The organism is Ruegeria atlantica (assembly GCF_947495585.1).
In the GTDB taxonomy this organism is placed as follows: domain Bacteria; phylum Pseudomonadota; class Alphaproteobacteria; order Rhodobacterales; family Rhodobacteraceae; genus Ruegeria; species Ruegeria atlantica_G.
In genome coordinates this window covers 195,268-219,565 of record NZ_CANLZK010000004.1, presented here as the reverse complement: position 1 = coordinate 219,565, position 24,298 = coordinate 195,268, and the positions used below count along the sequence as shown (strand labels likewise).

General features: G+C 59.7%; 22 protein-coding genes. 9 read left to right on the top strand and 13 right to left on the bottom strand.

Annotated features, from left to right (window positions below):
* Positions 1 to 20 precede the first annotated feature (20 nt).
* The 5 genes from mutL to QMP16_RS10530 form a co-directional block, all read right to left on the bottom strand.
* Positions 21 to 1,871 (bottom strand): DNA mismatch repair endonuclease MutL, encoded by a 1,851-nt coding sequence (mutL, locus tag QMP16_RS10550; protein WP_282152343.1) that lies wholly within the window; start codon positions 1,869 to 1,871, stop codon positions 21 to 23.
* A gap of 283 nt (positions 1,872 to 2,154) precedes the next feature.
* Positions 2,155 to 3,084 (bottom strand): metal ABC transporter permease, encoded by a 930-nt coding sequence (locus QMP16_RS10545; protein ID WP_282152342.1) that lies wholly within the window; start codon positions 3,082 to 3,084, stop codon positions 2,155 to 2,157.
* Positions 3,081 to 4,286 carry a metal ABC transporter permease gene (locus tag QMP16_RS10540; protein ID WP_282152341.1) on the bottom strand — a complete coding sequence of 402 codons (1,206 nt, stop codon included), beginning with the start codon at positions 4,284 to 4,286 and terminating at the stop codon, positions 3,081 to 3,083. Before QMP16_RS10540 ends, QMP16_RS10545 begins: the two co-directional genes overlap by 4 nt.
* Positions 4,287 to 4,289: 3 nt before the next feature.
* Positions 4,290 to 5,093, bottom strand: a complete 804-nt coding sequence (locus QMP16_RS10535) for a metal ABC transporter ATP-binding protein (protein WP_058274943.1) — start codon at positions 5,091 to 5,093, stop codon at positions 4,290 to 4,292.
* A 3-nt stretch (positions 5,094 to 5,096) separates the two neighbouring features.
* Positions 5,097 to 6,050, bottom strand: a complete 954-nt coding sequence (locus QMP16_RS10530; protein WP_282152380.1) for a metal ABC transporter solute-binding protein, Zn/Mn family — start codon at positions 6,048 to 6,050, stop codon at positions 5,097 to 5,099.
* A gap of 198 nt (positions 6,051 to 6,248) precedes the next feature.
* Here QMP16_RS10530 and deoC point away from each other — a divergent pair, with 198 nt between their 5' ends.
* The 4 genes from deoC (at position 6,249) to QMP16_RS10510 (ending at position 11,251) form a co-directional block, all read left to right on the top strand.
* Positions 6,249 to 7,247 (top strand): deoxyribose-phosphate aldolase, encoded by a 999-nt coding sequence (gene deoC, locus QMP16_RS10525; RefSeq protein WP_282152340.1) that lies wholly within the window; start codon positions 6,249 to 6,251, stop codon positions 7,245 to 7,247.
* 11 nt (positions 7,248 to 7,258) lie between these two features.
* The gene (locus QMP16_RS10520) at positions 7,259 to 9,592 is read left to right on the top strand and encodes an aldehyde dehydrogenase family protein (protein WP_282152339.1); all 2,334 of its coding nucleotides are present in this window, start codon (positions 7,259 to 7,261) and stop codon (positions 9,590 to 9,592) included.
* 24 nt (positions 9,593 to 9,616) lie between these two features.
* Positions 9,617 to 10,432 (top strand): SDR family oxidoreductase, encoded by an 816-nt coding sequence (locus QMP16_RS10515; protein ID WP_282152338.1) that lies wholly within the window; start codon positions 9,617 to 9,619, stop codon positions 10,430 to 10,432.
* An 87-nt stretch (positions 10,433 to 10,519) separates the two neighbouring features.
* Positions 10,520 to 11,251, top strand: coding sequence for a cyclic nucleotide-binding domain-containing protein (locus QMP16_RS10510; RefSeq protein WP_282152337.1), 732 nt, complete (start codon positions 10,520 to 10,522; stop codon positions 11,249 to 11,251).
* A gap of 6 nt (positions 11,252 to 11,257) precedes the next feature.
* Here the strand turns inward: QMP16_RS10510 and QMP16_RS10505 are convergent, their stop codons facing one another.
* The 7 genes from QMP16_RS10505 to QMP16_RS10475 form a co-directional block, all read right to left on the bottom strand.
* Positions 11,258 to 12,562, bottom strand: a complete 1,305-nt coding sequence (locus QMP16_RS10505) for a M16 family metallopeptidase (RefSeq protein WP_282152336.1) — start codon at positions 12,560 to 12,562, stop codon at positions 11,258 to 11,260.
* Positions 12,559 to 13,899 (bottom strand): M16 family metallopeptidase, encoded by a 1,341-nt coding sequence (locus QMP16_RS10500; protein WP_282152335.1) that lies wholly within the window; start codon positions 13,897 to 13,899, stop codon positions 12,559 to 12,561. Before QMP16_RS10500 ends, QMP16_RS10505 begins: the two co-directional genes overlap by 4 nt.
* An 81-nt stretch (positions 13,900 to 13,980) precedes the next feature.
* Entirely contained in the window at positions 13,981 to 14,499 is a 519-nt protein-coding gene (locus tag QMP16_RS10495) for a DUF3035 domain-containing protein (protein WP_282152334.1), read from the bottom strand.
* A 50-nt stretch (positions 14,500 to 14,549) separates the two neighbouring features.
* Positions 14,550 to 15,020: a signal peptidase II gene (lspA, locus tag QMP16_RS10490; RefSeq protein WP_282152333.1), complete on the bottom strand. Its 471-nt coding sequence runs from the start codon at positions 15,018 to 15,020 to the stop codon at positions 14,550 to 14,552.
* Complete coding sequence (gene purH, locus QMP16_RS10485) at positions 15,020 to 16,609, bottom strand: bifunctional phosphoribosylaminoimidazolecarboxamide formyltransferase/IMP cyclohydrolase (protein ID WP_282152332.1); 1,590 nt, start codon at positions 16,607 to 16,609, stop codon at positions 15,020 to 15,022. The genes lspA and purH overlap by 1 nt, the downstream gene beginning before the upstream one ends.
* Positions 16,610 to 16,631: 22 nt before the next feature.
* On the bottom strand, positions 16,632 to 18,371 hold the full coding sequence (locus QMP16_RS10480; protein ID WP_282152331.1) for a heparinase II/III family protein: 1,740 nt from the start codon (positions 18,369 to 18,371) through the stop codon (positions 16,632 to 16,634).
* A gap of 90 nt (positions 18,372 to 18,461) precedes the next feature.
* Positions 18,462 to 19,718: an RsmB/NOP family class I SAM-dependent RNA methyltransferase gene (locus tag QMP16_RS10475; protein ID WP_282152330.1), complete on the bottom strand. Its 1,257-nt coding sequence runs from the start codon at positions 19,716 to 19,718 to the stop codon at positions 18,462 to 18,464.
* Between the two features lie 89 nt (positions 19,719 to 19,807).
* Between QMP16_RS10475 and QMP16_RS10470 the strand changes: the two genes are divergently transcribed.
* Positions 19,808 to 19,990 (top strand): DUF1674 domain-containing protein, encoded by a 183-nt coding sequence (locus tag QMP16_RS10470; RefSeq protein WP_170550772.1) that lies wholly within the window; start codon positions 19,808 to 19,810, stop codon positions 19,988 to 19,990.
* Between the two features lie 4 nt (positions 19,991 to 19,994).
* Here the strand turns inward: QMP16_RS10470 and QMP16_RS10465 are convergent, their stop codons facing one another.
* Positions 19,995 to 20,849 carry a LysR family transcriptional regulator gene (locus QMP16_RS10465; protein WP_058274954.1) on the bottom strand — a complete coding sequence of 285 codons (855 nt, stop codon included), beginning with the start codon at positions 20,847 to 20,849 and terminating at the stop codon, positions 19,995 to 19,997.
* Between the two features lie 99 nt (positions 20,850 to 20,948).
* Between QMP16_RS10465 and tmpA the strand changes: the two genes are divergently transcribed.
* From tmpA to QMP16_RS10445, 4 genes are all read left to right on the top strand, one after another.
* Positions 20,949 to 22,085 carry a 2-trimethylaminoethylphosphonate dioxygenase gene (gene tmpA, locus QMP16_RS10460; RefSeq protein WP_282152329.1) on the top strand — a complete coding sequence of 379 codons (1,137 nt, stop codon included), beginning with the start codon at positions 20,949 to 20,951 and terminating at the stop codon, positions 22,083 to 22,085.
* Complete coding sequence (gene tmpB, locus QMP16_RS10455) at positions 22,082 to 22,672, top strand: (R)-1-hydroxy-2-trimethylaminoethylphosphonate oxygenase (RefSeq protein ID WP_282152328.1); 591 nt, start codon at positions 22,082 to 22,084, stop codon at positions 22,670 to 22,672. The genes tmpA and tmpB overlap by 4 nt, the downstream gene beginning before the upstream one ends.
* A complete protein-coding gene (locus QMP16_RS10450) occupies positions 22,669 to 23,337 on the top strand; it encodes an ureidoglycolate lyase (RefSeq protein WP_109313582.1) in 669 nt (222 codons plus the stop codon). Before tmpB ends, QMP16_RS10450 begins: the two co-directional genes overlap by 4 nt.
* Positions 23,338 to 23,435: 98 nt before the next feature.
* Positions 23,436 to 24,296, top strand: coding sequence for a hypothetical protein (locus QMP16_RS10445; RefSeq protein WP_282152327.1), 861 nt, complete (start codon positions 23,436 to 23,438; stop codon positions 24,294 to 24,296).
* Positions 24,297 to 24,298: the final 2 nt, after the last annotated feature.

The following is a 24,298-nucleotide window of genomic DNA, read 5'->3' as shown; positions in this document are numbered from 1 at the left end:
AGCCTAACCAAGCCAATGGATCAACTACGGCCGAACAATCGTTCGATATCGCTCAGCTTCAATTCCACATAAGTCGGCCGCCCGTGGTTGCACTGACCGGAATGGGGCGTGGCCTCCATTTCCCGCAGCAGGGCATTCATTTCCTCGGCCCGCATGCGACGGCCCGACCGGACCGAGCCGTGACAGGCCACCCGGCTGAGAATCGCCTCAATCCGCGCCTGCACTGTCTGGCTTTCGCCCTGATCGGCCAGTTCGTCGAGGATATCGAGGATCATCGCCCGCGCGTCCACCTCTCCCAGAATGGCAGGAGTTTCACGCACCGCGACGGCACCGCCGCCGAAAGGTTCAATGGTCAGACCCAGCTTTGTCAGGTCATCCGCAACCTGCATCAAGCGCGCGCAATCGCTGTCGGACAGTTCAACAATTTCCGGGATCAAAAGCGCCTGCGCAGCAACCCCATTCTCGGCCATCTGTTTTTTGAGCTTTTCATAAACCAGCCGCTCATGTGCCGCATGTTGATCGACGATCACCATGCCGTCTGCCGTTTGGGCGATGATGTAGTTTTCATGTACCTGCCCACGTGCCGCGCCCAAAGGCAGGTCTTCAACCGGAGCCTCGGCGGTAGGCACAGGGCCCGGCTCGACCACGTTGCCGCTGTAATCTTGTGACAGCTCGGCGAACCCCGGCGCCTGCGCTTGATACGCCGCCTGCCGTGCAGATGGCGAAGGTCGGTCCATCTGATAAACGCGCGCAGGCGTAGGCTGTGCGGGTTCAGGACGCATCGCGCCCAGTGTCGCATTGGCCACTGTGGAAGAGGCCCTGTGCCCGGCCTCGGCCAGCGCGTGCCTCAGGGCCGAGACGATCAACCCGCGCGCGACGCCCGGATCGCGGAACCGGACCTCGGACTTTGCCGGATGCACATTCACGTCGACCAACGTCGGATCGCAGTCGATGAACAATGCTGCTGCCGGATGACGATCCCGGCTGAGGAAATCGAAATAGGCCGCCCGCAGCGCGCCCGTCAGCATCTTGTCGCGCACAGGACGACCATTGACGAACAGATACTGCGCCACCGCCGCACCGCGCGAATAGGTCGGCAAGGCGGCGTAACCGTACAACCGGATCCCCTCGCGCGTGGCATCGATCTGCAGGGCATTTTCAGCAAACTCGCGCCCTATAACGCGGGCCAGCCGGGCATGCAGTGCGTCGAACAGATCACCATTTTCGCGGTCAGCGCGGAAGGTCACGCGCCCTTCTCCACCGCCAGAGACGTCACGCAAAGTGAAAGTCACCGCAGGTTCGGCCATCGCCAGCCTTTTGACGGTGTCGTTGATCGCCTGCGCCTCGGCCCGGTCGGTGCGCATGAATTTCAAACGCGCCGGAGTTGCAAAGAACAGATCGCACAGTTCAACCACGGTGCCGGCACGCAAGGCCGCAGGTTTCACCCCATCCATCCGACCACCTGCCACTTGGATCGAGGCCGCCTCGCCTCCCGACACCCGGCTGGTGATAGTCAGGCGGCCGACCGCGCCCAGCGAAGGCAATGCTTCACCCCGAAACCCGAAGGTGTGGATATTCAACAGATCCGACCCGTCAATTTTTGACGTCGCGTGGCGCGACAAGGCCAATGGCAGATCCTCAGCAGCAATCCCACAGCCATCATCGGTGACGCGAATCAGCGTCTTTCCACCATCGGCAATGTCGATCGCGACGCGGGTTGCGCCTGCGTCGATGGCATTTTCCACCAATTCCTTGACCGCAGAAGCTGGACGTTCAACAACCTCGCCTGCCGCAATACGGTTGATTGCTGCGTCGTCAAGTTGCCGGATGACCGGTCGATTTTCGCTGATATTGGGGTGTGCCTGCGCCATACCACCAGACCTAGCACATTCGCGCACGATTCTGCCACCGCTTTGGCTTGCATAAAATGTAGGAAGAGGGGGCGTTCGAACAATCACACCTTGCCAGCCTAGACTGGCGGCCAGTCTGGGTGCGATTGCTCGAACGATCCGGAGTGAGTGGTGGTCATCCAATATTCAATGAAACAATTTATACCACGATTACGGCCTCACGACGTGAAGACTCTCCGCGCCCCATGCAGGTGGCGAAGTTTGGCCGATGCGGTGCAGAGCCCGACGGCGGGAAAATGCCGGGTCAAGCGGTTCCGGGTGCACCCGCCCGTGTCCGGCACGGCCCCCACAAAGCCGTAAACGCAAGGAACAAACCGGACATTGTTGCGATCATGCCCGCAGCACTGACCGCGTCCGCCGCCCCAAGCCAGAGCGGACCATATCCAGCCAGCACGTACCCGGAGACAGCCGATAGGATGGCAAAGACGATGCTCCATGCGATCTGGGTTTCCAGCCGGTTGGTCATCATGCGCGCCGCCGCCGGGGGACAGATAAACATGGCAATCACAATGATCGAACCCACGGCGTCAAATGCCGCCACGGCGGCAATAGCTGCCGTGATCACAAGGGCCATGCCCAGAACTCCGGTCCGGACACCAATGGTGCGCGCGAACCCTTCGTCAAAGGTGGAAATTTTCAGCGGCCGCCAGAACAGCCATACAAAGACAGATACCCCCAGCAAAGTCAGCGCAATCCGAGGCAATTCCGGCGGCAACCCCGCCAGCGCCACAGGATCCAACACCGAAGACCAGCCCACAGCGTCCAACCAGATCAGGCTTTCCAGATTGCCATACAGCGCATGTTCAACATCCAAGTGCACGGTCGAGGTATCGGTTTGTTCCAACAGCAGCACACCAGCAGCAAACATCGTGGTGAAAACCACCCCCATCGCGGCACCCGCCTCGATCTGCCCCAGCCGCCTGACGGCTTCGATCAGAACCACGGCCACCACCGCCGCACCCGCGGCGCCCAGCATCATTGGCCAGGTTGAAATCGTTCCGGTCAGCAGAAAGGCCACGACAATACCCGGCAGCACCACATGGCTGATCGCATCCCCGATCAGGGCCTGTTTGCGCAGGACCAGGAAGTTCCCGGGCAAAGCGCAAGCGATGGCGGCAAACGTGCCGATCAGCAAGGGTGTCAAAGACAGGGGTACGAATTCTTCACCGTTCATGCCGGAACCTCCTGCGGGCCGCCGATCTGGCGGTCGATCTCGGCGATCTGATCTTGGGTCAGGACGGTTTCGATGTCCCGCAACCCGTCATAGAGCGCTGCCGTTGCCTCATGCATCTGATCGGCCCTGACGATTTCCCAGCGCTTTTCATCCCGCAGCGCCTTGGCAGCCCGGGTTTTGCCGATTTCGGTGGCCACGCCATCTGCCCGCGCAAAACCGGCACGCCGCAACAGGCGCAAGGTCAACGGCTCATAGATCTTTTGCCCTTGCGCCAGTGCCAGCAGACCCTGCCGAATGTGAACCCGACGCTGGAACCGCAGTTGCCGCAGAACCGCTGCCAGAACACCCCGAACAGGCGCAAGTAACAGGGACAGTGCGAAAAAGCCAAAGCTGACCAGAACAATGATCGGGCCGGTGGGCAAATTGGGGGCCGAGGCCGACATCGCCGCCCCCAGATAGCCCGCCAACCCTCCGGCCAGGCCAGCCAGCAGCACCACGCGGTCCGAGCGGTCCGTCCAGAACCGCGCCGTGACAGGTGGGATGATCAGCAGCGCCACAATCAGGATTAGCCCGACAATTTTCAGGCCCACCACGGTAACCGCCATGACCAGCCCCATCATCGCCAGATCAATCCGGTGCACCGGCAGCCCCCGGGCAGCGGCGTATTCCGGGTCGAAAGCCACCATGGTCATAGGTCGGCGGATGATCATGACCAGCAACAGCGTCGCTGCCCCACCGATTGCGATGACCAGCGCATCGGCCCACAACATCCCTGCGGTCGAGCCAAGCAGGAACCCTTCCAGCCCGGCCTGACGACCGACGCCCATGGTCTGGATCACGGTCAACAGCACGATGCCAAGGCCGAAGAACACCGACAGGATGGCACCAATGGCGGCATCCTCGGCCAGTCGTGTGTGGCGTGTCAGCCAATTCATGCAAAGCAAACCGACCCAGGCCGACACGGCCGATCCGGCCAGCAGACCGATCAGATTGCGCCCATCGCCGCCAAGGGCGACCAAAACCATGAACCCAAGACAGACGCCGGGCAGAGTTGCGTGGCTGATTGCGTCGCTGACCAGCGCGCGTTTGCGCAGGAAAAGAAACGTGCCAGTCACACCAGCGGATATACCCAGCAAGGTCGCACCAATCGCGACCAGCGTGGCGTTATAGCCCAGCTGCAGGGTCAGAGCATCCCAAAGCATGATTTACCCCAATGCGCGCGAAATCTGGTCGATCTGCGCAGTGGCCAAACGGCCGCCATACGCCGATTGCAGGGTTTCGGCGGTAAAGGCCTCGGCCACAGTTCCCTCGGCCACTTTGCGGGTATTGATCAAGAATACATGGTCGAAATAATCAGTCACGGTGGCCAGATCGTGATGCACGACCACGACGGTCTTGCCCGCCTCTTTCAGCGACTTCAGCACTGCGATAATTGCTTTCTCCGTCGCGGCATCGACACCGGCAAAGGGTTCATCCAACAGATAAAGATCAGCATCCTGCGCCAGAGCACGGGCAAGAAAAACGCGCTGTTGCTGGCCACCGGACAATTGACCAATCTGACGATCGGCAAAATCGCGCATCCCGACCCGGTTAAGACAGTCCATGGCCCGGGACATATGCCGGGCACGGACACGACCCAGCAAGCCCAGCTCGCGGGACAGACCCATCAACACAACATCAATCACGCGCGTCGGAAAATCCCAGTCGACGCTTGCGCGTTGCGGCACATAGGCAATTCGTGCACGCTGTTTCTCCAGCGGTTCACCAAAGACGGACACCTGCCCGGACAGGGGCGAAACGATGCCCAGCGCCGCCTTCAGAAGCGTAGACTTCCCCGCCCCGTTCGGGCCGATGATCGCCGTCATCGCGCCGGGTTGCACGGTCATATCCACCGAAAACACGGCAGGTTTCTGACCGTATGAGACAGTCAGGCCGCGAATGGCCAGCGGGCAGTCCTTTGTAATTTTTTCAGCAACCGAAGCACCCTGATGCGCAGCCAGCGACAGCATCGTTCAAGACCCCGCCGACAATTTGCCGTTCATGCCGCGTTCGGGCACGTCTGCGCCCAGCGCTCCGGCAATCACAGAGATGTTGTGATCCAGCATCCCGATATACGTGCCTTCATAGGTGCCCGGTTCACCCATTGCGTCGGAATACAGCTCTCCGCCGATGCCAACATCATGGCCTTTGGCCGCGGCCCCTTCGATCAGCGCGCGCATGGACCGATCAGAAACCGAGCTTTCCACGAAGACTGCCGTCAGCTGCTGATCCACCAAGGTATCGACCAGCTCGCCAATCCGGTTCAGACCGGCTTCGGACTGGGTCGAGATGCCCTGTATACCAAGCACCTCATAGCCGTATTCCTCACCGAAATAGCCAAAGGCGTCATGCGCCGTTACAAGCACACGGTTGTTTTCCGGTACGTCGGCCAGCACTTGTTTGCCGTAGGCTTCCAACTGATCAATCTCGGCCAGATGTGTCTGCGCGTTCGCGGCGAAAAAATCAGCAGCCTCGGGGCGGGCCTCTGTCAGGGCTTCTTGAACCTCGACCACCACATCGCGCCAAACTGCCGGGCTCATCCATACATGCGGGTCATACTTATCGGCATAGTCGTCATGCGCGCGCAGTTTGGACTTATCGACACCTTCGGCCACAGCCACGACTGGACGTTTACGTCCGAGATCATGGAAGAAGTCTTCCATCTGCGCTTCAAGGTAAAGACCGTGCCACAGGATCAGATCCGCCCGGGTCATAGCAACGATGTCGCTGCGGGTCTGACGATAGGCATGCGGGTCGACGCCCGGGCCCATCAAGCCCTTGACCTCAACCTGATCGCCACCGATCTGACGTGCCGCATCAGCGATCATGCCCGTGGTGGCAACAACCTTCAGCGACGCCTCGGCCCATGCCGCGAGGGGCAAAGCGGCGGCAAAAGCCATAACCGCAAGAAAACTACGACGAATCATTTCTGACCCCATTTAGGTATCCTCTTGAGAATGAATATGCGAACCATTCGCAACTAAGTCAACGCTATTGCGAATTATTCGCAAGAAAACCTCAAATTTGTCCATTTGGTCAAAAAAATTGCACACGGAAGGCCGCTATGCCTTCCAATTAGCGCCAAGCCGTGCGAATTTGGCGCAAACCTCCCAAAGGATGTGAAGATGGAAACGCAGAGCTCAGAAAGCCCCGTGCGCACCGCGCATCTGCCGCAAGTGACCGAGCCCAGAAACCCCGGTATGGATCTTGATCTGGACTGGGTACGCGCCGTGCAGGTCAATACTTCGGCCATTGAACGCCGCGCCGCGACCCTGCCCGGTCGTCGGTCCGTCAAAAAAGAATATCAGGCCGCATGGCTGTTAAAGGCGGTCACGATGATCGACCTGACCACCCTGTCGGGTGACGACACGGTTGGTCGAGTCCGCCGTCTGTGTGCCAAGGCACGGCAACCCGTTGCACCTTCGGTTCTGAAGGCGCTGGATATGCCGCCTATCACAACCGGGGCCGTTTGCGTCTATCACGACATGATCGAAACCGCTGCAGACGCGCTGCATGGCACCGGCATACCTGTTGCCGCGGTTTCCACCGGCTTCCCGGCTGGTTTATCGCCATTCCATCTGCGCGTGGCCGAGATCGAAGAAAGCGTAAAGGCCGGGGCCGAAGAGATCGACATCGTGATCTCGCGCCGTCATGTCCTGTCGGGTGACTGGCAGGCATTGTATGATGAGATGAAGGCTTTCCGCGTCGCCTGCGGCGATGCACATGTCAAAGCCATCCTCGCCACCGGAGAGCTGGGCAGCCTGCGCAACGTCGCGCGTGCTTCGCTGGTTTGCATGATGGCCGGGGCGGATTTCATCAAGACCTCGACCGGCAAGGAAAGCGTCAACGCCACCCTGCCTGTGTCTTTGGTGATGATCCGTGCAATCCGCGACTACTATGACCGCACCGGATACCGGGTCGGGTACAAACCTGCGGGCGGGATTTCAAAAGCCAAGGACGCGCTGGTTTACCTGTCGCTGATCAAGGACGAACTGGGCGACCGCTGGCTGGAGCCGGACCTGTTCCGTTTTGGCGCGTCGTCCTTGTTGGGCGATATCGAGCGGCAGTTGGAACACTATGTAACTGGCGCATACTCCGCCGGTTACCGTCACTCCATGGGCTGAGGACAAAAACAATGACAGTCAAAGAGATATTCGAAACCATGGATTACGGCCCTGCCCCCGAAAGCGCCGCCGAGGCTCTGGCCTGGCTGGTCGATCAGGGCGACAAGTTCGGTCACTATATCGATGGTGCGTTCACCAAACCCGGCAAAGGGTTCGACAGCCGCAACCCGGCGACCGGAGAGGTTTTGGCCAAGCTGACGCAGGCCAAACAGGCCGATGTGGACGCTGCTGTTTCTGCCGCCCGCAAGGCGCAACCGAAATGGGAGAAGCTGGGCGGTGCAGCCCGTGCGCGGTACCTCTATGCCATCGCGCGCTTGTTGCAGAAGCATTCGCGCCTGTTTGCGGTGCTTGAGAGCCTCGACAACGGCAAGCCGATCCGTGAATCACGCGACATCGACATCCCGTTGGCGCAGCGTCATTTCTACTACCACGCAGGCATGTCGCAGCTGATGGAAAGCGAACTGCCCGATGCTGAGGCGTTGGGCGTCTGCGGGCAGATCATTCCGTGGAATTTCCCGCTGCTGATGCTGTCGTGGAAGATTGCCCCGGCCCTGGCCATGGGCAACACGGTGGTTTTGAAACCTGCCGAGTACACCTCGCTGACAGCCCTGTTGTTCGCCGATATCTGCACCCAAGCTGGATTGCCCAAAGGCGTAATCAACATCGTCACTGGTGACGGCGCAGTGGGTGAGATGATCGTGAACTCGGACGTCGACAAGATCGCCTTTACGGGCTCGACTGTTGTTGGCCGCCGTATCCGTGAAGCGACCGCTGGTTCGGGCAAGGAATTGACGTTGGAGCTGGGTGGTAAGTCGGCTTACATCGTCTTTGACGACGCCGATATTGACAGTGCTATCGAAGGTTTGGTCGATGCGATCTGGTTTAATCAGGGTCAGGTCTGCTGCGCCGGTTCGCGCCTGTTGGTTCAAGAAGGAATCACCGACCGTTTCCACGAGAAGCTGCGCGCACGGATGGACTCGCTGCGTATCGGCGATCCGCTGGATAAGTGCATCGATGTGGGCGCGGTTGTAGACCCGGTCCAACTGCAAACCATCAAAAGCATGGTCGAAAGCAACACCGCTGGTCACGTGCACCAAGCAGCGTGCGATCTGCCGGCGAACGGGTGTTATTACCCCCCGACGCTGATCTCGGGCCTCGAAACCTCTGACCCGCTGATGCAGGAAGAAATCTTTGGCCCGGTTCTGGTGTCCTCAACCTTCCGCACACCAGAAGAAGCCGTGGAACTGGCCAACAACACACGCTACGGGCTGGCAGCGACGGTCTGGACCGAGAACGTGAACCTCGCGCTGGACATCGCGCCCAAGCTGGTTGCGGGCGTGGTCTGGGTGAACGCCACCAATCTGTTTGATGCGGCCGCTGGCTTTGGCGGTGTGCGCGAAAGCGGCTTTGGTCGTGAAGGCGGCTGGGAAGGGCTGACGGCCTATACCAGGCTAAAGGGCAAAGCTAAGCCGTTGGCGAAGGTCGATGCGACCACCGGCGAAGGTGCCCCGGTCGATCCAATCGACCGCACCGCCAAGATGTATGTCGGAGGCAAGCAGGCGCGGCCTGACAGCGGCTATTCGAAACCTGTTTGGGGCAAGTCAGGTCTATTGGCCCATGTGGGGGTTGGTAATCGTAAGGATGTACGCAACGCGGTTGAGGCTGCAGCGGGTGCTAAAGGCTGGTCCAAGACCACCGGTCATCTGCGGGCACAGATCCTGTATTACATCGGCGAAAACCTCTCGGCACGCGCCAACGAGTTTGCCGCTCGCATCGACGCGATGACCGGCAAGAAAGACGGTGCGAAAGAGGTCGAAGCTTCAATCCAGCGCCTGTTCACCGCCGCCGCCTGGGCCGACAAGTACGACGGTCAGGTGCACGGCGTTCCGATCCGTGGCGTGGCGATTGCGATGAAGGAATCCGTGGGTGTCATCGGCGCGCTGTGCGCGGATGAGGCACCTCTGCTGGGTCTGGTCTCGGCAATGGCCCCGGCGATTGCGATGGGGAACCGGACAGTCCTGGTGGCCTCAGAGCCCTATCCTCTGGCAGCGACTGATTTCTACCAGATCCTTGAGACGTCTGACGTCCCCGCTGGCGTGGTCAACATCCTGACCGGCAGCCACGCGGAACTGGCGAAACCGCTGGCCTCGCACCTGAACGTCGATGCGGTCTGGTCGTTCTCTTCCACCGACCTGTCGAAAGAGATCGAGGTCGTCTCGGCCGGGAACCTGAAACGGACCTGGGTGAATAACGCGACGGCAATCGATTGGGGCGTGGACCATTCCCGCCGCTTCCTGCAGGCTGCGACCGAAGTCAAAAACATCTGGGTGCCCTACGGCGAGTAGGGCTCCCCGCCAAGGGAGGCCTACATGGACTTTTCAGGAAAAACCATCGTCGTCATCGGCGGAACCAGCGGTATCAATCGCGGCATTGCCGAAGCTTTTGCGGCCTCGGGTGCCAAACTGGCGGTCGCCAGCAGATCGCAGGAAAAGGTCGATGACACCGTTGCCGCGCTGAAAGAAGCGGGCGCACAGGACGCCATCGGTGCGACCTTTGACGTGCGCGACCCAGAGGCCGTGGCGGACGGGCTGAAACAGTTCCACGACGCGCTCGGTGACTTCGACGTGCTGGTATCGGGCGCGGCGGGCAACTTCCCGGCTTTGGCGGCCGAAATGTCAGTCAACGCCTTCAAGACCGTGATCGATATCGACCTGATGGGCACGATCCACGTGATGAAGGGGGCCTATCCTTTCCTCAAGCGTCCGGGTGCCAGCATCATCAACATTTCGGCCCCGCAATCCTATCTGCCTTACGAAGGCCAGGCCCATGTCTGTGCCGCCAAGGCGGGCGTGGATCAGATCACCCGCACCCTGTCGATGGAATGGGGTGTCGAGGGTATCCGCGTGAACTCGGTCGTGCCGGGCTTTATCGAGGGTACCGAAGGGGCCAAGCGTTTGGCCCCTACGCCAGATGCCGGAGAAGCGCTGCGCAAGGACGTCCCCCTGGGCCGTTGGGGTCAGCCGCAGGACGTCGCGAATGCCTGTATGTTCCTAAGCTCCGATCTGGCCAGCTATATCAGCGGCACAGTATTGGCCGTAGACGGCGCGCTGTACCAGCGTGGTTCGGGCAAGTTCGGCCAGATGATGGGACAAATGCTACGCGCGCAGGCGAAAGCACGCTCATAACGGCCATTAACCTGTGAAGTTGTTCATTTACGGCTTCACGTGATTGACGCAGCGTAGGACCCATTCATTGCGAGGGTGGGTCCTTACATGCTGAATAGTCCATTTGAATTTACCGAGTTTGTCGAATTGGCCACCATGATCGGCGTAGCCGGGGCTGGCCTTTACATTCTGAACTACTTTTTACTGCAAGTCGGCATAGTCCGCGGCAATGGTGTGCTCTACCCGGTTCTAGTTATCGTTGCAGCAACCTGCGTTCTGATCAGCATGGTTGAAGAATTCAATCTTGCCGGTTCGATCATACAAATGGCCTATATCGCGATCTCGGTCATCGGATTGCTGCGCGGATACCTTTCGCGGCATCTCATTCGCTTTTCCGCAGCCGAGCGCCAGTTCATCTCGCATCATCTTGGGTCACTGAAACCGCATCATGCCCGAAAGCTATTGAACACTGCGTCGGTTCAGGAGTTCGCCAAAGGCGACATTCTGATCGAAGAAGCCAGAACAACAGATTTCCTTGGCTATGTCTTGAGCGGGCGAACAACCATCCTTCAAAATGGTCAGGTCATCAATATTTGCGGCTCGGACGAGACACTAGGAGAGCTGACATTCGGCCTTGGCCTACCCGCAACGGCCACCGTCATCGCCTCTGAGCCGACAACTTGCCTGGTGTTCGACAATTTCCGTCTTTCCCGCCTGCTACGCCGCAACCGGCATATCGACGATGCGCTCAAAGCCGCGCATTTCAGGCATGCGCGGCAAAAGCTTCTGAGCAGCAACAAGCATACGCTTCGGGCACAGAAACAGCCCGTCGCGGCCTGAACGGGTTTAGCCGTCCAGACCTTCAGGCTTACCGACAATGGTGAAGTGGAGCCCATCAGGGTCCAGCAATTCGCTGGCGACCCGGTTGATCTCTTCCAGCGTGATCGCATTCACCTTGTCGTTGCGGGTGGCGATATAGTCGATGGGCAGGTCTTCCATCTGCATCCCGACCATGATCCCCGCGATCTGGCCATTGCCATCAAACCTCAGCGGATAAGCGCCCGTCAGGTAGGTTTTGGCATCGTCCAATTCTTTCTGGGTTACACCTTCGGACGCGGCCCGAGCCCATTCATCGCGGATCACCTCGACCGCTTCGGCAATGCGATCATTGCTTGACGACACGGACCCCAGATAGATCGAGGCCAGGTCCTTGGGCACCAGATAAGTGCCGATTCCGTAGGTCAAGCCACGCTTTTCTCTCACTTCCTGCATCAGGCGGCTTTCAAACCCGCCCCCGCCAAGGATGTGGTTCAGGACAAAGGCGGCAAAGAAATCGGGATCATCGCGGTCAATGCCTGCATGTCCGAACAGGGCCACAGATTGCGGCGTGTCGAACTCGACTACGCTGACACCACCGGGGATGGACACATCAGCACGTTCAGGGATCGGCTTGCCAGTTTCTGGCAGGTCGGCCAGCAGTTTATCCAGCAACGCGCCCAGCTCTTCGGGAGTGATGTCACCCACCGCGCCGACATACATCCGGTCTTGGACAAAGACATCCTGATAGGCGGTGACCACGTCATCGCGCGTCAGCGCGGTCACGCTTTCGATCGTACCCTTACCTTCGGTGCCATAAGGGTGGTCGCCATAGGCCATTTGGGCAAAGTTACGACCCGCAATGTCATTCGGGTCGGTTTGATCGGATTTAAGGCCGGACAACACCTGCGCCTTTACCCGGTCCACCGCATCCTGATCAAAGCGCGGCTCGTGAATGGTGGTGCGCAGCAAGTCGATCACGTCGTCCCGGTTCTCGGTCAGGAACTGCGCGGTGATCGACACCGAGTCATCGGTTGCACCGTACCGGAACGAGGCCGCCAGCGATTCCAACTCACGTGCATAGGTGCGGGCATCCATGTCACCTGCGCCTTCTTCAATCAGGCCACTCATCAGGTAGACCGCACCGCGTTTGTCCGCGTCATCCAGCGATGTGCCGCCGCGAAAACGCAGCTCCAGCGCGGTGAAGGGGATCGAGTGATCCTCGACCAGCCAGGCGGTGATACCACCAGGAGAAGTAACCTCTTCGATCTCGATATCGGCCCACGCGGGCAGGGCGACAACGAACGCGATCAGGGTTGCGAATATCCGTTTCATTGCGTCACCTCGTCATCGCGCATCAGCCAGCCGGTGACCGATGTTTCCGGTTGTATTACCTCGCGGGCAGCGGCGATGATCTCATCCCCAGTGACGGCTTGCAGAATATCGGGCCAGGCCTGCACGTCCTCAACTGTCAGGCCGCTGGTCAGCGCGCGGCCATAGCGGTTGCCAATCCCATCCACATTGTCGCGCGCATAGGTCTGCGACGCCCGCAGCTGCATCTTGATCCGATCGAGGTCTTCTTCGTTCACACCCTCAGCGATGAAGTCGGCAACCACCTGATCCATTGCATCTTCGGCCTCCTGCAGGGAAACGCCTGCAGCCGGGACGACGATCAGATCAAAGGTCGTATCATCCAGCGAGACACCCCGATAGAACGCCCCGGTGTAGACAACCTTCTGCTGCTCGAACTGAAGCTTTTCGTTCAGGTAGGATGTCGTGCTTCCGCCCAACAGTTCTGCCAACAGAAACAGAGCAGCCGCTTTTTCCTGTTCGCCCGGATCACGCTCGGGTGCCAGATAGCTGCGCTGCACATAGGGCTGGGACACGCGCGCGTCTTTGTATGTCAGACGGCGTTCTGCCGTTTGCGGCGGTTCCTGCGACCGGACCCGTTCGGGCAGGTCAGGGTTGGCGGGGATCACGCCGTAATACTGCTCGGCCAGCGATTTGACCTCGTCAGGTTCGACATCACCGGTGACGACCAGAATGGCGTTATTGGGCGCATAATGGGTCTGGTAGAAGGACAGCGCGTCCTCCATGTCCAGCGTCTCCATCTCGTGCCGCCAACCGATGATCGGAACACCGTAGCGGTGGTTAAGGTATTGCGACGCGCTCATCTGTTCGCCAAACAGGGCGCGCGGGCTGTTGTCGGTGCGCTGATTGCGTTCCTCAAGGATCACGTCACGCTCGGTGGCAATATCACTTTCGTTCAGGCGGATATTGCGCATCCGGTCTGCTTCCATCCGCATCATCAGTTCCAACCGGTCGGCGGCAACCCGTTGGAAATACGCGGTGTAATCATACGACGTAAACGCGTTGTCGGTGCCGCCATTGGCCGCAACGGTGGCGGAAAATTCGCCTGGGGCCAAAGTGTCAGTGCCTTTGAACAACAAGTGCTCAAGGAAATGCGCCACGCCCGATGATCCCACGGGTTCATCCGCCGACCCCGCGCGATACCACACCATATGCTGCACAACAGGGGCGCGGTGATCCTCGATCACGACGACATCCATGCCGTTGTCCAACGTAAAGGTCGTAACCGCTTCGTGCCCCTCGCTTGCAGCAAGAGGGGTTGCGGCCATCAGGGCTGCCGACAATGCCAGGGCCCGAACCATAGGGCGTCCTCCGTTTGATTTATGCTGTTCAAACTACGGTGGCGCCACGCGGGTTCAAGGCCAATGACGAAAAGTTAAAGATTATTCATCTACCGGTGGCGCCGAAGGTGTTTCTATCCCGGCTTGGCGTGCTGCCTCATTCTGACGGTCGGGATTCAACGTTTCGCGGCGGTAGACCTGCGAATACCGATCCACGTTGAACAAGCGCAAGCGCGTCAGGCGGCTCTGCTTTCTGCGGAATTCTGCATCCTCGGCATCAACCACCTGCCGGGCATTTGCCGGAACCCCATACCGGCTGGAGGCCGTCACTAGGGCGGCGTCCGTGGACGGGATGGCCGTATTTGCATTCAGCGAAGATTCGTTCCCGCCAAGGGCAACGACAGCTTCGGCCTTAGGGTTCGGATCGGTCAGGTTCTCACCACCCAGAGTGGGCGCAGGCAGAAAAGCGTAATCCTTGGGCTGAGTCAGTGGTTTGACAGGCAGGACCGAGAATTCGTCCGGCCCCTGCCCGGGCGCTTCCAAGTGGCGCAATCCGATATCGGAACAGCCTGCAGCCGCAAAAGCCAATGTCAAAGCAAATAAGGAACGCGGCAGCCGCATCAGAGTCTCCAGCCTGTTTCAGGCGCTTTTATCGCATTTCAAATGGCGCGTCACGCGGCCTTTTTGCCTTCGAACAGCACCAGACCAATCGCTCCCGCGAAAATGAACACATCAGCAAGGTTGAACACGAAAGGGTTGTTGATGCCGCAACAGGACATGTTCAGGAAATCCAGAACATAGCCATAAAGCAGGCGATCCACGACGTTGCCCAGCGCCCCGCCGATCAGCAACCCGCCGCAAACCAGCATCAGTTTCGACGGGGCTGTGCGCATCAGCCAGATCAGCACACCGATTGCGATGACCATGGAAACACCGATCAACGCCCATCGGGCGGCATCGGTATTGCCTTGAAACAGGCCGAAATTGATGCCCCGATTCTCACCGTATTTGAACACCAGCAACGGCGGCAGGACATCAATGTTCCCTTCGGCTACGCGCATCACGTGAACGACCAGATACTTGCTGATCTGGTCGATCAGTAACGCGGCCAAAACGGCCCAGAGAAGCAGACGAAAGCGCATCAGTGGCGGAAGTGGCGCATGCCGGTAAAGACCATGGCCAGACCGGCCTCATCCGCGGCTGCGATCACATCGTCATCGCGCATCGAGCCACCCGGCTGGATAACACAGGTCGCGCCGGCCTCGGCCGCTTCCATCAGACCGTCCGGGAACGGGAAAAACGCATCCGACGCCACGGCGGAACCAATGGTCAGTGGTTGGGCCAAGCCCAGAGCATCAGCCATGCGCTCGGCTTTCTTGGCTGCAATCATCGCCGAGTCCAGGCGGCTCATCTGTCCGGCACCAACACCCACGGTTGCTCCGTCTTTGACATAGACAATGGCATTGGATTTGACATGTTTGGCGACTTTCCACGCAAACAGAAGATCGCGCATCTGTTCCTCGGTCGGGGATTTCTTAGTGACGACCTTCAGGTCATCCAGGCCGACAAATCCGTTGTCCTTGTCCTGCACCAGAAGGCCACCGGCTACCTGACGGACGGTTTTGCCACCTGCGGTCACATCCGGCAGGCCATCAGTTGTCAGCAGACGCAGGTTCTTCTTGGCGGCAAAGATTGCCTTGGCCTCATCCGACGCACCCGGAGCGATCACAACTTCGGTGAAAATCCCGGTGATTTCCAGCGCGGTTTCGGCATCCAGCGGCTGGTTCAGCGCAATGATCCCGCCAAAGGCCGAAGTGCGGTCACAATCAAACGCGGCCTTATAGGCCTCGATTAATGTCGCGCCTTTGGCAACACCGCAGGGGTTGGCATGTTTGATGATCGCGCAGGCTGCGCCTTGCGCCGGATCGAACTCGGCTACCAGTTCAAATGCCGCGTCCGTGTCGTTGATGTTGTTGTAGCTCAGTTCCTTGCCCTGATGCTGCACCGCGGTCGCGACACCGGGGCGGTTGGTGCCATCGGTGTAGAAGACCGCCTGTTGGTGGCTGTTTTCGCCATAACGCAGGGTCTGTTTCAGCTCACCGGCAAAGGCGCGACGACGCGGGGCCTGCGCGGCCAGCGCATCAGCCATCCAATTCGACACAGCAGTGTCATAGGCAGCAGTACGGGCATAGGCTGTCTGCGCCAGATTCTGACGGAACGCATAGGATGTCTGCCCATCATTGGCCGCCAGCTCGGCCAGCAGCGCGTCGTAATCCTTAACATCCACAACCACATTCACAAAAGCGTGGTTCTTCGAGGCCGCGCGGATCATCGCCGGGCCACCAATATCGATGTTTTCGATGCATTCGTCGTAACCCGCACCTTTGCCCACAGTGGCCTCGAACGGATAGAGGTTCACCACCAGCAGGTCGATCGCGCCGATACCATGTTCGTCCATCGCCGCCACATGGCGGTCATTATCGCGCAGGGCCAGCAGGCCGCCATGCACCATTGGATGCAGCGTTTTCACACGACCATCCATCATCTCGGGGAAGCCGGTAATCTCGCTGACGTCCTTCACCGCAAGCCCGGCATCGCGCAGCGCCTTGGCTGTACCGCCGGTCGACAGCAGTTCCACCCCACGCTCGGCTAGTGCCTTTCCCAGCTCGATCAGCCCGGTCTTGTCGGAAACGGAAAGCAACGCGCGGCGCACGGGGTGAAGATCGGTCATGGGGTCAAAGGTCCTTTTGGCGTCAGTCAAACTCGGGCTCGTCCCGGTGTATATCCCGCACGGCATAGGCTGTGTCCTGGGCCTTGCTCAGCGTCCACCGGATGCGCGTCGCATACTCCATTGCGCGGCCAGATAGAACGATCTGTTTTGTCGCGCGTGGTTTTAAACGCCCTTTTTCCAAATAAACGCTTGGTTCTACGGACAATTTTCCGACGCCGTCGTGGCGGAAAACCCAGATCTCACCACTTTTCAGCGCCATCGAAACCGCCGCACCCCCCAAATCCAGCGCCGCATCCACGTCCGGGTGCAGGTGGAACCGGATATCAAAGGCGATGCCTTTCAATCCCGAGGCGTCCATCGCCTTGTCAAATTGGTGCTTCGCTTTGTCAGTGGCCGTCAGCAAAATATCCTCGCAGGCCAGCTCCCGCCCATCAAATCGCAGCTCAAAAGTGCGGGCATGAGTCAATCCGAAGACCTTGGTATACCCGTCATGCCCGGCCATGAAGCGCGTGCCTTCAAAGGCGTCCTCGAAATCAATGGGAACCTCATGCGGCGCATCCACCAGTGCCTCGCGTTCGGCGCCCTGCGTCGGCGGCGCCAGTCGAGCGCTTGAATACCCATCAAGGCACAGTGTCGAATGCGACGGTGTCGCCCGACCCGCACGCCGCCATTCCGTCCCAAAGCTTTCGCCCGATCCGCAATTGACCACCAGCGGTCTGCGGCCCGAGGTTAGCTCGAACGCCAGGGTCGAGGCATGGGCGTTGCATGACGCCGCCCCCTTGGGTGGAGTGGCGGCATCCACAATCACGCTGGTTCTGGCCGCATAAAGTCGGGCAAATCCCATGGACAGCCCCGTGGCGTGATGTGGCCTGACACCGCTTTGCGCCAGTGCCTGATCCAGACGCCCTTCGACACCGCGCCCACCGCCGTGAAATCGGGCCAAAGCCCCGTCCGCATGACGCAGGCTGCGCAAGGTGGGGGCCATGCGTTTAATGGCACTTGCCTGCGCCCCGGGCGTGCCCCGGCCCAACGCGCTGAGCGCGGCCGAGGTCCATGAAAGCAGCATAAAAACCTCAAGCAGCTCTTCGGGGTTGCGGGTTAAGATTCCGCCCTGCTCATCAATCTGGCTGTCGCATTCGCGCGCCAACGCACGAAGGGCGGGATCAGCCATTTGCTCCAACCCCTCCAGCGCCAATCCGGCCTGCACCAGCCCGGCAAGCGCCTCAAACCGGGGAAGACCGGGGGTCGCTGCCTTCCAACGCTTGGACAGAAACCATGTCTGTTGGGCTAACGAGCGAAAAAACATCCTGCTTTGGTGTTCATCTGCGCCGCGCAACAGGAAAATCGCATGGTTGATCCAGCGTATGACGCGCCGACCGGTTAGATCAGGTGCCCAGCCCGGCCCCTGACCGCGACCATGCGCGTTGATCCAGCCCCAGACCCACCGCTGGGCCTTTTCACGCGCGCGCATATCGCCGACAGCAGCCAGATCGTCGAGCCAGGCAAAGCCGTGGCGTTCATTGTCGAACCCGGTGCTGGGCGCGGCCACATCCCACAGCTCGGTATCCTGAGCTTCGACCAGATAGCCCGCAAATAGCAGATTTCCGGCGACCAACTGACGTCCGCGCGCAAATGAGCCAACCGTGCGTGGTTCCGGCTCGCCAACAAACCCCGAGACCGCTTTGCGCCGCTGGCTGAGTCGTGCATAGAGACGGTTCTGAAACCGTGTCCACCGATTGGTCATGGTATCTGTCTTTGACATGACGCTCGTTACTCTGCCCCTTGCGCTCTGCTGGCGCCTGAGACCCAACGATAGACCGGGGCGATCGTCAAGTCATCGAAAAGCGTGCCACTACGTCGATTTGTTCAGGCGTGCGATATAGAACCCGTCCATTCCACCAAGATCAGCCCAGTAATCGGGCCGCAGGCGCAGGCCGCCTTCTTCAGTGATCCATTCGGACTCGATTCCGGCAATGTTCAAAGCCGTCCGATCCACCGACATATCGGGGTGTTGGACCAGCGCTTCTTCGACCTGCACCTCGCCCTCATCCGGCAGGAGAGAACAAGTGCAATAGACCAGCCGCCCGCCGGGTTTCAACAAGCTCCAAGCGTGGGCCAGCATCCGGGCCTGCAGCTCGATCAACTCACCAAATTCCGATCCGTCTTTAGCAAAAGGCAGGTCCGGGTGTCTGCGGATCGTTCCCGTGGCCGAACACGGCGCGTCCAAAAGGATGGCATCATACTGGCCCTGGTGTTCAAGCGCGTCTCCTGCGACGACGGTGGCAGTCAGTCCTGTGCGTTTGAGGTTCTCATACACCCGCGCCAACCGCGTTTCCGAGACGTCGAGCGCCGTAACATCGGCCCCAGCCGCCGCCAGTTGCAGTGTTTTTCCACCCGGAGCGGCGCAAAGGTCGAGGATCTTTTCGCCCGGTTTCGGGGCAAGTATGCGCACTGGAATAGCGGCCGCCGCGTCCTGCACCCACCAATCACCTTTGCCATAGCCCGGAAGGGCAGTGACCTGACCGGCATCATGCAGCCGCGTCGAACCGGTCGGCAGGACTTCACCCGGTCCGCTGGCACCCGGCTTCACAGTCAGGTCAAGCGGTGCGCCGGCAAATTGCACCTTTTCCATTCCCGCGATTGCATCCTCCCCCCAGGCCATGATCAGCGGATCACGCAGCCATTCGGGCAAACGCGGCACGCGCATTTTGGGCCATGCTTCGGGCCCTTCGGCGGCCACTTTACGCAACACGGCATTCACCAGGCCTTTCAGCCGTCCGTGCTTGCGTGAACGCCCTACAATGTCGACCATTGAATTCACCACACCATGTGCCGCTTCACCGTGGCACAGCTCGACCGCGCCAAGGCGCAGGGCATTATGCACAGTCAAAGCGGGGGTACGGTTCAGGTGGTTTTCCAGCAGACGATCCGCACGCTCCAACCCGCGCAAGGTTTCCAGCGTCAGACGTTGCGCCCGCGCGCGATCTTCAGGGGCCAACCGGTCCAGCGCACCGGCGGCCAGACATTCGGACAGCAGGCGTCCTTCGCCCAGTATCTGATCCAGCAGATAGATTGCGCTGCGTCGGGCGGCTGTTGCGTTGTCGGACATGGAATCGCCTTTGAATAAATCCTCGCCCGCATTGCCAATGGCGGACGCGGGCGTATATCAAGCCCATGCACGGAAAGGAACCCGAAGTCATGAGTGACGACCGCAAAGACCTGCCGCCTGCCGCCCAGCGCGCCTTGGCCGAAGCCGAAGAGCGCCGTCGCAAGGCCGAGGCCAAAGCGAAAGAGATGCCAAAGGAACTGGGCGGTCGCGACGGTCCTGACCCGGCCCGCTATGGCGATTGGGAGAAGAAAGGCATCGCGATCGATTTCTGATCGCCTATCCCCGCAGAGCTTCCAGAAAATCCGCTATCAGAGCGCGCTGCTTCTTTGATTTCGCCCGTTCTTCCGGCCATGTCAGCCAATACCCATCCTTCGTTTTCAGCTCGGGCAGGTGCAACCGGCGCAACCGCCCGTCCTGTAGATCCGCCTTGGCCAAGGGCACCGACCCCAACGCTACGCCCATGCCCTGACGTGCCGCGGACAACGCGTGTTCCATTGAATCGAAGCTAATGGTCGACGTCGTCACATCGCCCTGCTCAGCCTTTCGCGCCCAGTCTCGCCACCCCGGCCGTTCTCCGCGCAGATCAATCAAAGGCGCGCCCCATTCAACACCCGGAGCCGCCATCGGCACCAACACTTCGGCTGCGATCAATTCGGAATCCCGCCCGGGCCAGGCACCGCGACCATAGCGGATTTGCAGCCATGTCCGCTCTTCATCCAGCGACGACCGCCGCGCCACGGAATCGGTCAGGACACGCACCTTCGGCTGCACCTCCTGAAACCGGGCAAGACTTGGCACCACAAGCGCATGGATGTGCGATGACAAACCGGCCACCCGCAATTCGCGCGGGGATTTTCCAAACAGATCCTCGGTATTGCGTTCAAGCGCCTGCAAACTGTCTTGCACCAGTGGCAGATAGCTTTCCCCTTCGACAGTCAATGACACGCCACGCGCCTCACGCACAAACAACGTGCGCCCTAGCCAGGCCTCTAGGTTACCGATCCGCTGGCTTACCGCCGCTTGTGTCAGACCAAATTCCCTCGCCGCTGCCGAAAACCCGCCCAGACGCCCCGCTGCCTCGAAAACGCGCAGCCAGTCTAAGGGCGGCAACCCGATCTTTTTCTTAGCCATAAGTTTTTCCAAGCCTCAGCAGAAAGAAGGATTAATTGTCGTAATGCCACAAGAGGCGTATCTCCTCAACCAAAGCCCGCGCTGAACAGGAGACCCCCCATGCTGCGCTCTGCCACCCATGACGCCTCGGTTGTGACCGTAGAATTCGACACTGGCACAAAGGCTCGCTTTCACGCCATCTGGCTACGCGACAACGCGCTGGACCCCGAAACGCGCGCGCCCGGCAATGGCCAACGTCTGATCACCATCGGTGATATCCCCTCAGACATTTCGGTTAGCGCCGCCGAAATCAGCAATGGTGATCTGACAGTCACCTTTCAGCCAGAAGGCAAGACCGTCACCTTTCCCGCCGACTGGCTGGCCGAGCATAGCTATGACCGCGATCAAAACCGCCCCATGGGTCGGACGGCTCCCGGCATCACTACCTGGGAACGCGGCATCGACGCGCCCAGCGCTGATTGGGATGAAGTCCTGGCCAACCCCGCCGCCAAACGCGGCTGGCTGGGCGCGGTGGCCGAGTATGGCTTTGCCAAGCTGACCGGCGGCCCGACCGAACCGGAATCCCTGCTGAAAGTCGCTGATCTGTTCGGCTATGTGCGCGAAACCAACTACGGTCCCTATTTCGAGGTTCGGACCGAAGTGAACCCGACGAACCTGGCCTATACTGGACTTGGTCTGCAGGCGCATACCGACAACCCCTATCGTGATCCGGTTCCGACGCTGCAAATTCTGTATTGTCTGGAAAACAGCGCCGAGGGTGGTGATTCCATCGTGGTTGACGGCTTTCGCGCTGCTGAAAAACTGCACGAACAGAACCCGGAAGGATTTGCCTTGCTTGCAGGCTATCCCGCCCGGTTCGAATACAAGGGCTCGGACGGTATCTGCCTGCGCTCACGCCGCCCCATGATCGAGCTATCACCGGATGGTGAATTGGTCGGTATCCGGTTCAACAACCGCTCATCGGCTCCGTTCGTCGATGTGCCCTTTGATCAGATGGAGGCTTATTACGCCGCCTATCGCCAATTGGGCGAGATCATCGACGACCCTGCCATGGGCGTGTCGTTCAAACTGGAACCAGGCGAGAGTTTCATCGTCGACAACACCCGCGTGCTGCACGCGCGTCTGGGCTATTCCGGTGCGGGCTCACGCTGGTTGCAGGGCTGTTACGCCGACAAGGACGGGTTGCTGTCCACATTGGCCGCGATGGAAATGAGCCAACCGGAGGCCGCAGAATGAAGCCCAATTTCTCGACCCTGAGCCGGGACAATATCGTGGCCTTCATCGGCGATATCTTCGACCGCCGCGGCGGTGAGGAATATCTGGGTGAGCCCGTCACCATGGCTGAACACATGTTGCAAGGTGCCACGATCGCCGAGCAGAACGGCCAGCCCGAGGAAATCATTGTTGGCGCATTGCTGCACGATATCGGCCATTTCACCTCCGAGTTCGGCACTTATCACCCAGATGACACCGAGGACCGTCATCACGAGGATGCAGGCGCTGAGGTGCTGGAACAGTTCTTCCCCTCGGTTATCACCGATTGCTGCCGCTATCACGTGGCAGCCAAGAGGTATCTCTGCGCCACCAAGCCTGAATATTTCAACCGCCTGTCCACCGCTTCGGTCCATACACTGGAATTGCAGGGCGGGCCGATGAGCGCTGAGGAGGTCGCAGAGTTCGAGAGTAATCCGAACCTGAAAGAGATCATTCAGGTGCGCTATCTGGACGAGGCAGGCAAGCGGGCTGACATGGAAACGCCGGATTTCACCCATTTCGCACCGATGGTACAGCGCATGGTCGACAGGCATCTGGGCACATCATGAGCGCGCCGGAATATATCTTCGAGGCCAGTTCAAAACCGTCCCTTCCCTGGCACGAGGTTCCGCTGATCCGGGCCACGGACACGTCGGTCAAAGGCTATGGCTGTCTAGTTGATGACCCCGATACCTTCGAGATTGAAATCGCTCGCTGGCCCCAACAGGGCTGGCGCCAGATTGACGAAGGCACCGGCGACGAGGGCGGCTGGGTCGAAGGCACGTTCAAATGCGATTGGCAGGGTGACGTGCTTTATGGTGAAAACGAGGCCGTCAAAGGCCACTATGTTCTGGGTTGGTCCGCTGATCCACAACAGGCGCAGACCGACCTGCAGACGGCACCGCGCGATCAGGTTCTACTGTGGCACATGAACTACCACCCCGATGGCGGGCAGATGTTCTGGCCGCTGGACAACAAGCCCTTCATCGTGCCTGTCGCCCTGCCCGGCGACAACCTGACGCCGGAAAAGGTGGTCGCATTCTGGTGTGACGGCACGCGTGGCCTCTATATTCATCCCGGCATCTGGCACGAAGGGATATTCCCCGTTGAAGACAACCAGCGCTTCCTTGATCGGCAGGGCCGGGTGCACGCCCGGGTCAGCGCCGATATCGGTAAAGAGTTCGGCGTTTACCTTGCCTGCCCCTTGCGCGCGGACAAGATACGCGATCTGTAGCCAAACCTGTCGCTTCCGGGCGGCTCTTTTCAGATTCCCTTAACCTTTGCCGCAAACTTCTGTGATACTCTCCCTGTGTGTGCACAAGGGAGGCGCAGATGGGATTGAACCGTCGGAAATTGGTACAACTAGGCACCGCAGCTACCGCGAGTGCGGCGCTACCGCGATTTGCTATCGGCGCAACTGGCCAGAATGAGGCGTTCGAGGCCGAGTTCGCCGAAACACTGGCTGGTCTCAAAGCCGCGTTCGCCAAGCTCGGGTTTTCCGAGTCACAACCTTTTTCGATTGTCACCGGGAACGTCGACTATAATGGCGGGCTGCGGCACGATTTCGAGCAAAAGAAATTGCAACCAAACGCTTTCGTCATACAACCGCTGGCTCGCGTCGCAGATGTGGAAGAAAAAAACCGCCCCGATGTCCTGCCCCTGTTTCACGAGGTTGGCTGCCATCCAGAAGACGCGGTCAGCGGGCGTGATACCACGGAACTTATGGTGCGTCTTCTGACTGAAGAGTTCAGCCTTGACCCATCCCGCATTGCTTTTGTCAGCGTGCCTCAGGCCGATGACGTGCGCTCGGTTCTGGATGGGATGAACTTGCCGTTCTCGCAAAAGGTCCTGCTGCGCGATGAGGCCGAGGCATTGGCCGCCCGCGACGCCTCAGGCTATTTCTTTCCAGATCCGTTTGGCGAGGATTATCTGGTCACAATGGGCGTTTATTACCGCGTCGGCAATCAAACTGAACCCGCACCCGAATCCTATCCACCATCTGCCAACTGGACCGAAATCGGAGAGATCATCATCGGCGGCGAGGCCGCATCGTTAGGCATATCAATCGGAGCAGAGCGTCTGACCTATGCGTTGACAGGTCAGTTCCCGACATGGGACCAGCGTTTGGATGCTCTGTTCGCGCATATCGACCTGGGACATGCAGAACCGCCGGGGATCGCCGCGTTCAGGTAGGA